Annotated in this window: 11 protein-coding genes, 1 tRNA gene, 2 riboswitches and 1 other annotated feature; all 12 genes read left to right on the top strand. The window is 38.5% G+C overall.

What is annotated here, in order from left to right; genetic code table 11:
• The first annotated feature begins 76 nt into the window (after positions 1-76).
• The 12 genes from guaB (at position 77) to proC (ending at position 13,379) form a co-directional block, all read left to right on the top strand.
• Positions 77-1,546 (top strand): IMP dehydrogenase, encoded by a 1,470-nt coding sequence (gene guaB, locus D9780_RS18330; protein ID WP_121641124.1) that lies wholly within the window; start codon positions 77-79, stop codon positions 1,544-1,546.
• 274 nt (positions 1,547-1,820) lie between these two features.
• Positions 1,821-3,152 (top strand): serine hydrolase, encoded by a 1,332-nt coding sequence (locus D9780_RS18335; RefSeq protein ID WP_073010593.1) that lies wholly within the window; start codon positions 1,821-1,823, stop codon positions 3,150-3,152.
• Between the two features lie 76 nt (positions 3,153-3,228).
• Positions 3,229-4,113 carry a pyridoxal 5'-phosphate synthase lyase subunit PdxS gene (gene pdxS, locus D9780_RS18340; RefSeq protein WP_073010596.1) on the top strand — a complete coding sequence of 295 codons (885 nt, stop codon included), beginning with the start codon at positions 3,229-3,231 and terminating at the stop codon, positions 4,111-4,113.
• A gap of 17 nt (positions 4,114-4,130) precedes the next feature.
• Positions 4,131-4,709, top strand: a complete 579-nt coding sequence (gene pdxT, locus D9780_RS18345; protein WP_073010599.1) for a pyridoxal 5'-phosphate synthase glutaminase subunit PdxT — start codon at positions 4,131-4,133, stop codon at positions 4,707-4,709.
• A gap of 68 nt (positions 4,710-4,777) precedes the next feature.
• Positions 4,778-4,999 (top strand) — a binding site (T-box leader).
• Positions 5,000-5,291: 292 nt separating this feature from the next.
• Positions 5,292-6,566, top strand: a complete 1,275-nt coding sequence (serS, locus tag D9780_RS18350) for a serine--tRNA ligase (RefSeq protein WP_121641125.1) — start codon at positions 5,292-5,294, stop codon at positions 6,564-6,566.
• Positions 6,567-6,787: 221 nt separating this feature from the next.
• A riboswitch (SAM riboswitch) is annotated at positions 6,788-6,894 on the top strand.
• Positions 6,895-7,029: 135 nt separating this feature from the next.
• Positions 7,030-7,133, top strand: a riboswitch (SAM riboswitch).
• Positions 7,134-7,379: 246 nt separating this feature from the next.
• A complete protein-coding gene (locus D9780_RS18355) occupies positions 7,380-8,411 on the top strand; it encodes a methionine ABC transporter ATP-binding protein (protein ID WP_073010728.1) in 1,032 nt (343 codons plus the stop codon).
• On the top strand, positions 8,401-9,051 hold the full coding sequence (locus D9780_RS18360; protein WP_121641126.1) for a methionine ABC transporter permease: 651 nt from the start codon (positions 8,401-8,403) through the stop codon (positions 9,049-9,051). The genes D9780_RS18355 and D9780_RS18360 overlap by 11 nt, the downstream gene beginning before the upstream one ends.
• A gap of 108 nt (positions 9,052-9,159) precedes the next feature.
• On the top strand, positions 9,160-9,978 hold the full coding sequence (locus tag D9780_RS18365) for a MetQ/NlpA family ABC transporter substrate-binding protein (protein WP_121641127.1): 819 nt from the start codon (positions 9,160-9,162) through the stop codon (positions 9,976-9,978).
• Positions 9,979-9,999: 21 nt separating this feature from the next.
• Entirely contained in the window at positions 10,000-11,205 is a 1,206-nt protein-coding gene (locus tag D9780_RS18370; protein ID WP_121641128.1) for a M20 family metallopeptidase, read from the top strand.
• 276 nt (positions 11,206-11,481) lie between these two features.
• Entirely contained in the window at positions 11,482-11,871 is a 390-nt protein-coding gene (locus D9780_RS18375; RefSeq protein ID WP_121641129.1) for an RDD family protein, read from the top strand.
• A 131-nt stretch (positions 11,872-12,002) separates the two neighbouring features.
• Positions 12,003-12,095, top strand: a tRNA-Ser gene (locus D9780_RS18380).
• A gap of 474 nt (positions 12,096-12,569) precedes the next feature.
• The gene (gene proC / locus D9780_RS18385) at positions 12,570-13,379 is read left to right on the top strand and encodes a pyrroline-5-carboxylate reductase (RefSeq protein ID WP_240458727.1); all 810 of its coding nucleotides are present in this window, start codon (positions 12,570-12,572) and stop codon (positions 13,377-13,379) included.
• The last annotated feature ends 249 nt before the right edge of the window (positions 13,380-13,628 follow it).

The raw sequence follows: 13,628 nt of genomic DNA on the forward strand, positions 1-13,628 counted from the left end.
TAAGTTTGCATATAGCCACAGAATGATTACAACAGGAATTGCTTCCTATTGCTAAATTAAAAAAGGAGGATAATGAATGCGTGAAGATAAGTTTGTAAAAGAAGGTTTAACTTTTGATGATGTCTTGCTAGTGCCAGCGAAGTCCGAGGTGTTACCGAAGGATGTAGATGTAAGTACAACGTTAACGGATAAAATTACATTAAATACACCGTTGATGAGTGCAGGGATGGACACGGTAACAGAAGCAAGTTTAGCTATTGCGATGGCGCGTCAAGGTGGTATTGGAATTATTCATAAAAATATGTCTATCGAAGAACAGGCAGAGCAGGTAGATCGTGTAAAACGTTCAGAAAGTGGCGTAATTACCAATCCATTCTTTTTGACACCAGAGCATCAAGTATATGATGCAGAACATCTTATGGGGAAATTTCGCATTTCTGGCGTACCTATTGTAAATAATGTTGAGGAACAAAAGCTAGTCGGTATTTTAACCAATCGTGATTTGCGCTTTATTCAAGACTATTCCATAGCTATTTCTGATGTAATGACGAAGGAACAGCTCGTAACTGCCCCTGTTGGTACAACACTAGAAGAAGCAGAGAAAATATTGCAGCAATATAAAATTGAAAAGCTTCCACTAGTAGATGATAAACAAACTTTAAAAGGGCTTATTACCATTAAAGATATTGAAAAAGTGATTGAATTTCCTAAAGCAGCCAAAGATACTCAAGGAAGGTTACTCGTAGGAGCAGCTGTTGGTGTGACTGGTGATGCGATGAAACGAATTGAAAAGCTTGTAGAAGCCGGTGTAGATGTTATTGTCATTGATACTGCTCATGGCCATTCGAATGGCGTCATTGACCAAGTAAAAGCAGTACGAAAAATTTATCCTGATTTAGATATTGTAGCTGGAAACGTTGCGACGGCGGAAGCAACAAAAGCATTAATAGAAGCCGGTGCTTCCATTGTTAAGGTTGGAATTGGGCCAGGATCGATTTGTACGACTAGAGTAGTTGCAGGGGTTGGCGTTCCACAAATTACAGCTGTATATGATTGTGCAAAAGCTGCTGCACCATATGGCGTACCTGTTATTGCAGATGGTGGTATTAAATTTTCTGGGGATATTGTCAAAGCACTAGCAGCAGGCGCGCATGCTGTTATGCTCGGAAGTATGTTTGCGGGTGTTACGGAAAGCCCAGGAGAAACAGAAATCTACCAAGGTAGGCAGTATAAAGTGTATCGAGGCATGGGTTCAGTTGGGGCGATGAAAGCAGGCTCTAAAGATCGTTACTTCCAAGAGGAATCTGAGGCGAAGAAACTTGTGCCAGAAGGAATTGAAGGCCGTGTAGCATATAAAGGTCCTTTAGCAGATACGATTCATCAATTAGTAGGAGGGCTGCGTGCTGGCATGGGATATTGCGGTACGGCATCCATTGAAGCATTGCGCCAGGACGGAAAATTTGTTCGAATTACGAATGCTGGCTTAAGGGAAAGTCATCCACATGATGTACAAATTACGAAAGAGGCTCCAAATTATATCGTCTAAGAAGTAATAGCTTAGCAAAATTTGGCTATCGTTAAGTCTCGCTTATATTCAATCATTTCCTATAGTACAAAAAGTAGATGTGGGATACATCCCCATCTATTTTTTTATCTTTTTATATGGTAAAATAACTAAGTGCACGAAAAAGATGTACGTTATTTTTCTATGTATGTTTAAAAAAAGAGAAAACGACCGATAAACTAAATTAAACGACTAGCAATCTTTTTGGACATACATAGGAAGGGAAAGGTTAAACTACAGTTGGGGGTACAAGAAAGTGAAACATGTTATGAGAAAAAGTTTCTTTATTTTTCTGGCAGCCGTTATAATGGCATTTTCTATCGCAATACAGCCATTATCTGCGCAAGCTTCAGAAGTAGATCTTGAAGCAGAATCTGCTATCTTGGTAGATGCAAATACAGGGAAAATTTTATTTGCTAAAAATGCGGATAAATTGTTTCCTCCAGCTAGTATGACCAAAATGATGACAGAGTACTTAGTATGGGAAGCTGTTGAAAAAGGTCAAATCAGCTGGGACACAACAACACAGATTAGCGACTATCCATACAGTATTTCCGCAGATTCAACTTTCTCCGGAATTGGATTAAAGCAAGCGAAGGATTATAAGGTAAAAGATCTTTATCATGCAATGGCGATTAATTCGGATAATGCAGCTACCATTGCCCTTGCTGAACTTATTGCCGGTTCAGAAGGAGAATTCGTCAAATTAATGAATAAAAAAGGCGAAGAGATGGGTCTGCCAGATTTTGAATTTGTCAATTCAACTGGAATTGAAAATGAATCATTAGGGGACAACCATCCAAAAGGAACAGATCCCAATGGAGTGAACTATCTCTCTGCGAAGTCTGCAGCTTTATTAGCTTACCATCTTGTTCATGATTTTCCAAAGGCTTTAGAAATATCAAGTAAGCCGACCGTGAAGTTTGATGGCAAGGAGCTTCGTAATTTAAATTGGATGCTTCAGCATGATAAAACCAATTTTGAAGAATTTTATTATGAAGGTGTTGACGGTTTAAAAACTGGTTTCACTGATTTAGCAGGCTATACCTTTACTGGAACTGCCAAAAAGGGAGATCGCCGTTTAATTTCTGTTGTCATGAAAACGAAAAGCGAAGCAAAGCGTTTTGAGCAAACTGCTAAATTGCTAGATTACGGCTTCCAAAAATTTGAGAATACAGAAATTTTCCCTGCTGGATATCAATTGGAAGATAAATCCAGCATTCCGGTTAATAAAGGAAAGAAAGATGATGTAAGCATATCACTTGCTGAATCTGTATCTTTGCCAATTAAACCCGATGAAAAAGATTTATATGAAATAACATATACATTGGATAAGGAAAAATTAAACAAAGATGGACAACTAACAGCACCTATTAAAAAAGGTGAAAAAATAGGGACAGCTCAAATTACTTATAAAGCTGATAATGATTATGGGTATATAACGAAGGACAGTAATAGTACTGTTGATGTTGTAACGGACACTAGTGTGGAGAAATCAAATTGGTTTATGTTAACAATAGGAGCAATAGGTGATTTCTTTGTTGATTTATTTCATACAGTGGTAGACTGGATTAAAGGCTTGTTCTAAGCATAGTAGTCAGCATTGTGTATAGTATACTTTTATAAAGAATACGAAATAAGAATGTGATTAGGGGGCGGTTGCTTTGTCAAATATAGGTACAGAACGTGTAAAACGAGGTATGGCAGAAATGCAAAAAGGCGGCGTCATTATGGATGTTGTCAATGCAGAACAAGCTAAAATCGCTGAAGAAGCAGGTGCAGTAGCTGTTATGGCACTTGAACGTGTTCCTTCAGATATTCGAGCAGCTGGTGGCGTAGCTCGGATGGCAGATCCGACAATTACGGAAGAAGTACTTGGAGCTGTATCCATTCCAGTAATGGCAAAAGCTCGAATTGGACATATTACAGAAGCACGTGTTTTAGAAGCGATGGGTGTAGACTATATTGACGAAAGTGAAGTCTTAACTCCTGCTGATGATATTTATCATATTAATAAATCTGATTATACGGTACCGTTTGTTTGTGGTTGCCGTAATCTTGGGGAAGCAGCTCGTCGTATAGGCGAAGGCGCTTCGATGTTACGGACAAAAGGAGAGCCTGGTACAGGGAATATCGTTGAAGCTGTGCGTCATATGCGCCAAGTACAATCGGAAATTCGTATGGTGTCTTCTATGTCCCGTGATGAAGTTATGACTTATGCGAAGGAAATTGGTGCGCCATTTGAATTATTATTGCAAATTCGTGAAGAAGGTCGCTTGCCTGTAGTTAATTTTGCAGCAGGTGGTATTGCTACGCCAAGTGATGCAGCACTAATGATGGAATTAGGAGCTGATGGTGTATTTGTTGGTTCTGGTATATTTAAATCAGCAAATCCAGCTAAATTCGCCAAAGCTATCGTGGAAGCAACGACACATTATCAAGACTATAAACTGATTGCAGAACTTTCTAAAGATCTTGGCGATGCGATGAAAGGGCTAGATATGGCTACAATTGAAGCTCATGACCGAATGCAGGATCGTAGCGAGTAAGAAAGAAGGCATGTCTTATGACAACAATTGGAGTCCTCGCACTGCAGGGGGCGGTACGCGAACACATCCGCTCCATTCATGCATGTGGGGCTAACGCTGTAGAAATAAAAAGAAAAGAACAGCTAGAAGAAATCGATGGGTTAATTTTGCCTGGTGGTGAAAGTACGACTATTAGACGATTAATGGATAGTTATGGAATATTCACAGCAATTCAAGATTTTGCCGACAAAGGTAAACCTATTTTTGGTACTTGTGCTGGCTTAATTATCATGGCAAAATCAATTGTAGGACAAGCAGAAGGACATTTAGGTCTGATTGATATGACTGTTGCTAGAAATGCATTTGGTCGTCAAGTGGCCAGTTTTGAGGCAGAATTAGATGTAGCTGGAATCGCAGAAGATTTTCGTGCAGTGTTTATCCGCGCCCCATACGTAGTGGAAGTCGGAAAGAATGTTGAAGTTCTAGCCACGTATGATGAGCATATTGTTGCTGTTCGTCAAGGTCCTTTTATGGCTACAGCCTTTCATCCTGAATTGACGGATGACCATAGATTCATTTCTTACTTTATTGATTTGACAGCTACCACTAAATCATAAATTAGTATGTTGGTTGTAGTTGATTATATATGAAAAATCGGTTATCATAGTAGATAATAAATAGGACAATAACAGTTATGATAGGAAATAGTAGTAGTTTGTTTTTCAGTAGAGAGTCGATGGCTGGTGCAAATCGATGTAAAACGACTATGAATCCATCCTTGAGCTGGTTTATCGAATGATAGAGTAAATAAACCCGGACACGTGCCGTTATCACGTTTGAGCTGGAAGAGTGCTTTGAGGCGTTCTTCAATCAGGGTGGCAACGCGGGTAAAACTCCCGTCCCTATTCATAGGGACGGGAGTTTTTTGTATATACACTATAGGAAAGTATAAAAGTTTAAAGGTTTATAGTATAAGATAAACTACGCCTTTCGCCATAAGGACTTGGCGACAAGCCAAGTTTTTCTAAAAGTTATAGGTTAAAAATGGCTCGCATTGTTAAAACGTGTTTTAAACCTATAGAAGAAAGAGTTATAGTATAAAACGTTTAGCACTCTTTTGCCTAAGAAATTAGCGACAAGCTAATTTCTACTTAAATAAGGGATCCATTTTAATATTAATCATATAAGGAGGAACTCAAATGTTAGATATGAAATTTCTACGTCACCATTTCCAAGAAGTAAAACAAAAATTAGCGCATCGTGGTGAGGATTTGTCAGAATTAGATCATTTTGGCGAGTTAGATGAAAAGCGTCGTCAACTGATTTCCGAAACAGAGCAGTTAAAAGCGAAGCGAAATGAAGTATCGAAACAAATCTCTGTACTAAAACGAGAAAAGCAAGATGCTGAGCTTGCGATTAAAGAAATGCGAGAAGTAGGCGACCAAATTGCTGAGTTGGATAGTGAATTAAAGCAAATTAATGAACATTTAGAACAAATCATGTTGTCTATTCCTAATATTCCTCATGAAAGTGTACCAATTGGTGAAGATGAAGACGATAATGTCGAGGTGCGGAGTTGGGGAGAGAAGACGCCATTTTCCTATGAGCCAAAGCCTCACTGGGATGTAGCAACAGACTTAGACATCGTTGACTTTGAACGAGCTGGCAAAGTGACTGGGAGCAGGTTTGTCTTTTATAAAGGACTTGGTGCAAGATTAGAGCGTGCATTATGGAACCTTATGTTAGATTTCCATGTGGATGAACATGGCTATGAAGAAATGTTGCCACCGCAAATTGTGAATCGAACTAGTATGACTGGGACTGGGCAATTACCTAAATTTGCTGAAGACGCCTTTAAACTAGAAGAATGGGATTATTATTTAGCTCCGACTGCAGAAGTGCCAGTAACAAATTATTATCGTGATGATATTTTAAAGATAGATGATTTACCGAAAAAATTCGCTGCATTTAGTAGCTGTTTTCGTTCTGAAGCAGGGTCTGCTGGCAGAGATACAAGAGGTCTGATTCGTCAGCATCAATTTAATAAAGTCGAGCTTGTCCATTTTGTTAAACCGGAAGAGTCCTATGAGACATTGGAAGTGTTAACAAACCATGCAGAGAAAATATTACAGTTACTAGAGCTTCCTTATCGTGTGATGAGTATGTGTACCGGAGATTTAGGCTTTACAGCTGCTAAGAAGTACGATATAGAAGTATGGATTCCTAGTCAGCATACGTATCGGGAAATTTCTTCTTGCTCTAATTTTGAAGACTTCCAGGCTAGACGGGCTAATATTCGTTTTCGTAGAGAAGCAAAAGCAAAACCAGAATTTGTGCATACTTTAAACGGTTCTGGATTGGCTATTGGTCGAACTGTTGCAGCTATATTGGAAAATTATCAGCAAGAGGATGGGACGGTTGTAATTCCAAAAGCATTGCGTCCATATATGGGAGGAAAAGAGGTCATCAAATAAGTGAATGCAACCATTTACGTGTGAGCCAAATGGTAAAAAGAAGAGCAAAGTCGTATTCTTAGTTTATTGACGACGACTGGAGGAACGGTTCATGTCGACGAGTTTTATTGCAATAACGGCATGGCGATAGCCAATCTTTTCTAAAAAAACTGTTTGACATGTAAAGGAAACCATAGTATGATTTAACACAATATCTTGTTTAAAAATAAATATAATAATTCTTCTTATTCAGAGAGGTGGAGGGAATTGGCCCTTAGAAGCCTCGGCAGCGGACTCGTAAGTAGTACTGTGCTAAATCCAACAAGCAAACATGCTTGAAAAATAAGAAGTGGAAACCAATAGATTGGAATTCCCTTCTTATTTCGTATAAGGAGGGATTTCTTTTTACCCAATAGGAAAGGATAGAATTTTCAGTTTACAATTTAAGCAAAACGATGGTGTTACTGCAAAAAAAATAACATACTTCTTATCAAGAGAGGTGGAGGGACTGGCCCTTAGAAGCCTCGGCAGCGGACTCATATGAGTACTGTGCCAAATCCAGCAAACAAGTAGTTTGCAAGATAAGAAGAGGAAATGTATGAATAATACCTCTTCTTATGGAAGGGGTATTTTTTATACTAAAAATGAAGAGTTTTAAAGTATAAGAAAAACTACGCCTTTCGCCATGAAATTAGGAGACAAGCCAAGTTTTAATACAAAATGATTAGAACATCTTTATTAATTGTGGCAAAGCTAGATGTATGGCAATTGTTTCACATGGAACAATTGCCATACAAAGCGATTTTAAGTGAAAAAGAATGGGGGATTGGTTCGATGATTATATTTGATCAGGTAACGAAAATTTATGAAGGAAAAGGTCATTCTGTAAAAGCATTACAAAACGTGGATTTACAGGTGAAAAAAGGAGAAATATATGGCGTGATTGGATTTAGTGGTGCAGGAAAAAGCTCGCTCATTCGCTGTGTAAATGCTTTAGAACGCCCGTCATCTGGAAGAGTAATCGTGGATGGGAAAAATCTCTTACAATTAACTGCAAAAGAAGTACGTGAAGCAAAACGAAATATCGGTATGATTTTTCAACATTTTAATCTTTTACATTCAAAAACAGTGTTTACGAATGTAGCGATGCCCCTACTAGTGGCAAAACGCCCTAAAGAGGAAGTGAGAAAAAGAGTATTAGAGTTACTCGCTTTTGTCGGTTTAGAAGATAAAGCAAACAGTTACCCCGATCAGCTATCTGGAGGGCAAAAGCAACGTGTAGGGATAGCCCGTGCTTTAGTGACGAATCCGAAAGTGCTTTTATGTGATGAGGCAACATCTGCACTTGATCCAGAAACAACAAAAGCTATTCTTCAACTGTTAAAACAGGTAAATCAAGCATATGGAGTGACGATTTTAATGATTACGCATGAGATGAGTGCCATTCGAGAGATTTGTGATCAGGTTGCTGTTTTAGATCAAGGAAAAATAGTGGAGTCGGGCAGTGTATTTCAAGTATTTTCAAAACCAAAAACAGCGATTGCTGCTAAGTTTGTACGTTCTGTGATGAATGACCATATACCAGAGTCGATTTATGCTTTACTTCGTGAACAGCGAGAAGACCGGCATATATATCGCATTGTGTTTGTCGGTAATAGTGCAGGCGAGCCTTTATTATCACAAGTTGCTAAAACGTATACCGTAGATGTCAATATACTGTATGGCAGCATTACAGAATTACAGGGGATTCCTTTTGGCAATTTAATCGTTCAATTTTCAGGTGCGGAGAAGGAGATGAAACGTGCTTTGCTACATATTCATCAACAAAAGGTTACTGTAAAGGAAGTGTTAGCAGATGTTAGTTGATCAGGAACAACTCTTACAAGCTATATGGGAAACGGTCGTCATGGTTGGCGTATCATTGATTTTCTCCTTTTTTATCGGATTGGTATTAGGTGTGTTACTAGTTGTAACGAGAAAGGGGCACCTTTTGGAAAATCAAATTATTTTCACTATATTAAACGCAGGAATAAATATATTTCGTTCTATCCCCTTCATTATTTTAATGGTAGCCGTTATCCCATTCACAAGACTGATTGTTGGTACTTCGATTGGAACTGCCGCTGCCATTGTGCCAATGATATTATTTGCTGGTCCTTATATTGCTAGATTAATTGAAAACTCGTTACTAGAAGTTGATCAAGGGGTTATAGAAGCAGCACAAGCCATGGGAGCAACGCCATGGCAGATTATGACTCGTTTTCTTTTACCAGAAGCATTAAGTTCTTTATTATTAGGCATTACGATTGCAACGATTGGTTTAGTAGGAGCTTCTGCAATGGCTGGGGCAGTTGGTGGTGGAGGCCTTGGTGATTTAGCTATAACATATGGCTACCAGCGTTTTGATACGGTTGTGATGCTCCTTACTGTAGGGATCCTTATTATTATGGTACAAGGATTACAGTCCCTCGGAAATTACTTAGCCAGACGAGTGCGACGAAGATAATAAAATTGACTGGGAACGTGGTAGGATATGCTCAGAGGAATACGTAGTAAGCATGAAAACAGGTGGATGAGTAAAAAACACTTGAAAATATATACGAGGAGAGTTTTTATGAAAAGATTAGCCATTTTATTCTCTTTATTGATTACACTGATTAGTATTAGCGCTTGTTCTAGCAGTGAAGCTACTTCTACAGTAAAAGTTGGTATTAGCGGTTCTGATACGACGATTTGGGATTATGTAGCGGAAAAAGCTAAGGAGGAAGGGATAAACGTAGAAATTGTTCGTTTCTCCGATTATGTGCAACCTAATTTGGCTTTGGCAGAAGGAGAGATTGATGCAAATGCATTCCAAACGGTTTCTTATTTTGATGCGTTTATAAAAGAACATGATTTAGATTTAACACCAATTGCCACGACGGTCATTGCTCCAATGGGGTTATATTCGGAGAAACATGGTACACCGGAGGATATACCTAAAGGAGGGACGATTGCTTTAGCAAAAGAAGCTACCAATATGGGAAGAGGGTTATCATTATTACAGGATGCAGGTTTGATTAAATTAGCGGAAGACTTCGATGGCAATGGTGCTTTAGATAAAATCATTGACAACCCAAAAAATTTGCAATTTGAATTACTTGTTGCTGGGCAAACGCCAAGAGTCCTTCCTGATGTGGATGGTTCAATTATAAACAATGGAATAGCCGTAGACGCAGGATTAAGTCCATTGAAAGATGCTATATATCATGAGGATGAAACAGCGACAGCCTATATTAACATTATTGCTGTTCAGGAAAAGAATAAGGATGACCAAGTATTGACGAAGCTGGCAGAGATCTATCAAACCGAAGATGTAGCTAAATTTATTGAAAAAGAACGTGACGGAAATTCTATTCCAACTTTTGTTCCATTAAGTGAAATTGGCTACTAAATTTAAAATGAGGTGATCATAATGACGTTTACTACAGAAACGACAACGATTTGGAAACAGGAAATAGCAAAAAATATAGAAGCTAATAAGGAAAGATATATTCGAATTAGTCATGATATCCATGCTCATCCTGAAATCGGGAATCAGGAAACATATGCTGCTAAAATATTAACAGATATTTTAGTGGAATATGGCTTTGATGTTCAATTGGATGTGGCAGGGCATGCTACTGCGTTTATCGCTAGAAAGAAAAGTGCTTTGGACGGAAGGAGAATTGCCTTTTTAGCGGAATATGATGCTTTACCAGAGATCGGTCATGCATGTGGTCATAATATCATTGGTACACTAAGTGTTAGTGCTGCTATTGCTTTAAGTCAAGTAATCGATGAAGTAGGTGGTGAAGTAGTAGTCTTTGGGACGCCTGCTGAAGAAGGTGGACCGAATGGCAGTGCAAAAGGGAGCTTTGTTAAAGCTAAAATTACAGAAAGCGTTGATGCAGCCCTTATGCTTCACCCTGGTGCAGATACACGACTGACAGCTCCTACATTGGCAGTAGATCCGCTCGACTTTGAATTTTTCGGTAAAACTGCTCATGCATCTGCGCATCCAGATCAAGGAATTAATGCGTTAGATGGAGTTATTCAATTGTTTAATGGCATCAATGCTTTACGTCAACATGTTTCAAACGATGTACGGATACATGGCATTATTACAGATGGTGGTGACGCTCCTAACGTTGTACCTGGTTATGCGAGAGCTCGATTTTTCATTCGTGCGGCAACAAGGGAAGGTTTGAATCAAGTTACAGAGCGAGTAAAAGCAATTGCAGAGGGGGCTGCTTTAACAACAGGAGCCAAAGTAAAAGTATCTTCATTTCAAAATGGGGTAGATAATTTTATTATCAATGAGAGTCTTGACGACATTTTTAAAACGGAAATAGAGCATTTAGGAGAGACAGTACTTGAACGTCCTTCGCAAGCTTTAGGTTCGACAGATGCAGGGAATATAAGCCAAGTAGTTCCAACAATTCATCCGCATATTAAAATTGGCTCTAGTAGTTTAATTGGTCATACTGTTTCGTTTCGAGAAGCTGCCAAATCAAAGCAAGCAGATGAAGCATTAATTGTTGGAGCGAAAGCAGCGGCATTTACAGCGCTAAAATTGTTAACGGATGAAACAGCTTTTGACAGAGTAAGGAAGGAATTTCTTCATAAAACGGAGCAATAATTTTGGTTGATGTTGCGGTAATTAGTGGGTGGTTTTTTTATCCCCCACTTTCTTAGTATGTAAGATATTACCTAAAAGTTTCTAGAAGAAATGGGGATGTAGTAGCTGTTATTTTCACTTAGACACCTACCAATTTCTTGAGGTGAGAGTTTTACAGCGCCTTCTATCCCTGCTAAATATTCGATTTAAAGCAGGATATTAATTTTTTTCACATTTTCAGGAAACTTTCATGCCCGATGTCCGTATAACAGCTAGACGAACATAGGAGGGGATGAAATGAAGCCGTTAACCAAAAAAAGGATGAAGGCTCTTTTTATTGATGTAGCAATTTCTACCGCAGTAACTGTTGGGGTTGAATACGTTTTACGGAAAAAAGTAAAGAATGAGTTTATTCATACTGTAGTAACCCCAACCGTTGTCATGTGGTCGCTCGAGTACATACAACTAAAGCAGTGTAAACAAACGGTGGGTTATAAATTAATGGGACTAGAATTACGAAGCAAAACAGATTTTGAGTTGACGCCGACAAAGCTTTTTAAACGAATGGCTTATCGTGATACGTTAAGTAACTTACAATACATTATTAACCGACATTCCTTTGAAGGAGAAGCGGGATCTGTACTTCCGCATGACAAGTATGCAGGTACGGTTGTAAAAGAGGTATAGCATGGTTTTGGCACAACTTTGCATAAAGCTGTGCCAATCTTTGAGAAATATGATCTATGTTAGTAAATAAAAATAGTAATTAGGAATTGACAAGTATGTTCAGAACATGGTATATTATATCTTGTCGCCACGGAGGTATACCCAAGTCTGGCTGAAGGGATCGGTCTTGAAAACCGACAGGGGTGTAACAGCCCGCGGGGGTTCGAATCCCTCTACCTCCTCCATTTTTAAAATTAGCGCATAAAATTTTGGAGATAAAAAAAATCGTTACATTGTAGCGATTTTTTTGATGTAAGTCCGTTTTTAATTGTTTGAACTTGACAATGATTTGTTTTATGCATATAGTACATATAATTAATAAAACAAAAATAAAAAAGCGATGACGAGGCCAATTGTATCATGTACGGACGACAGAGAATGGGGTTCACCGGCTGAAAGACCCCACACGTAGACGGCTGATATGAACCTACCTAATGAGCTGTTAGAATAAACCTGACCGCAGTTAAAAACTGTGTTAACAAGAAAAGCTGGGCATGGGATTCATGCCAATATAGGTGGTACCGCGGAAAACTCTTTTCGTCCTTATTTAGGATGGAGAGAGTTTTTTATTTTAAAATTTAAAAGGTTTACAGTATAAAAACTTAGCGACAAGCCAAGTTTTCCTGAAAAATTACTTTAACAAGGAGGTTGTTATTACGATGGATAAAAACCTTGCATTTATTGGTGCTGGTTCTATGGCCGAAGCAATTATTTCTGGCTTAATTGAATCAACCATTATCGATAAACAGCACATTATGATAACAAATCGAACGAATCATCAAAGAATAACTGATTTAAAGCAGAAGTATCGCATAGACAGTATGCGTGATAAACAACAACTCATAGAATGGTCAGATGTCATTGTATTGGCTACAAAGCCGTGTGATATGAAAGAAGCACTTGCTTCTATTCAACCATATATAGAAGAGAGGCATTTGATTGTTTCGGTTACAGCTGGAATATCAACGGAAAAGATAGAGCAGTGGATTGGCATATCTACCCCTGTTGTTAGAGCGATGCCTAATACTTCTGCTTCCATTGGTTTTTCAGCTACAGCTTTATGTACTGGAACGCACGCTTTAGAAGAACATATGCGCATAGCGAAGGAATTATTCGATACGATTGGAACAACCGTTCAAGTGGAAGAAAAAGAAATGCATCTGGTGACAGGAATTTCTGGAAGTGGACCGGCGTATATTTATTATCTTGTCGAAGCAATGGAGCAAACAGCTATTGAATCTGGCATGAGTCCAGAGACAGCTAAACAGTTAATTCATCAGACAGTGCTAGGTGCTGGAAACATGTTGCGTGAAACAAATGAAACGGCAGCAGAATTACGCAAGAAAATAACAAGTCCAGCAGGTACTACAGAAGCAGGAATCCAAACTTTAGCACAACAAAATTTTCAACAAGTAATAAGCAAATGTATTTATGCAGCAAGAGATCGTTCTATTGAATTAGGAGAATGAACAAGAAATATTAGTTTAGCTTTTTATTGGGATAGGCAAAGTATTTTATCAGTGCTGTCAGACTCCCACTTCAAGAATAAGTCTAAGTGGGAGATAACAGTACCTAAATCTCCAGTTGGTTCACTTAACGATCAGTGGGGCCCCTATACTGATTAAAGATTCATTTTAAAAAAACGGACCTGTAGACGCTTTTCATAGGAGATGGAAGTTTTTAATAGTATTTTAAGCCTAATAGCGCAAACAATCCGT

The organism is Virgibacillus sp. Bac330 (genome assembly GCF_003667845.1).
GTDB classification, from domain to species: Bacteria; Bacillota; Bacilli; order Bacillales; family Amphibacillaceae; genus Virgibacillus; species Virgibacillus chiguensis.

Coding starts and splice junctions, on each gene's coding strand:
- guaB (WP_121641124.1), top strand. CDS start 77: ATGCGTGAAGATAAGTTTGTAAAAGAAGGTTTAACTTTTGATGATGTC.
- pdxT (WP_073010599.1), top strand. CDS start 4,131: ATGACAACAATTGGAGTCCTCGCACTGCAGGGGGCGGTACGCGAACAC.
- serS (WP_121641125.1), top strand. CDS start 5,292: ATGTTAGATATGAAATTTCTACGTCACCATTTCCAAGAAGTAAAACAA.
- D9780_RS18355 (WP_073010728.1), top strand. CDS start 7,380: ATGATTATATTTGATCAGGTAACGAAAATTTATGAAGGAAAAGGTCAT.
- D9780_RS18360 (WP_121641126.1), top strand. CDS start 8,401: ATGTTAGTTGATCAGGAACAACTCTTACAAGCTATATGGGAAACGGTC.
- D9780_RS18365 (WP_121641127.1), top strand. CDS start 9,160: ATGAAAAGATTAGCCATTTTATTCTCTTTATTGATTACACTGATTAGT.
- D9780_RS18370 (WP_121641128.1), top strand. CDS start 10,000: ATGACGTTTACTACAGAAACGACAACGATTTGGAAACAGGAAATAGCA.
- D9780_RS18375 (WP_121641129.1), top strand. CDS start 11,482: ATGAAGCCGTTAACCAAAAAAAGGATGAAGGCTCTTTTTATTGATGTA.
- proC (WP_240458727.1), top strand. CDS start 12,570: ATGGATAAAAACCTTGCATTTATTGGTGCTGGTTCTATGGCCGAAGCA.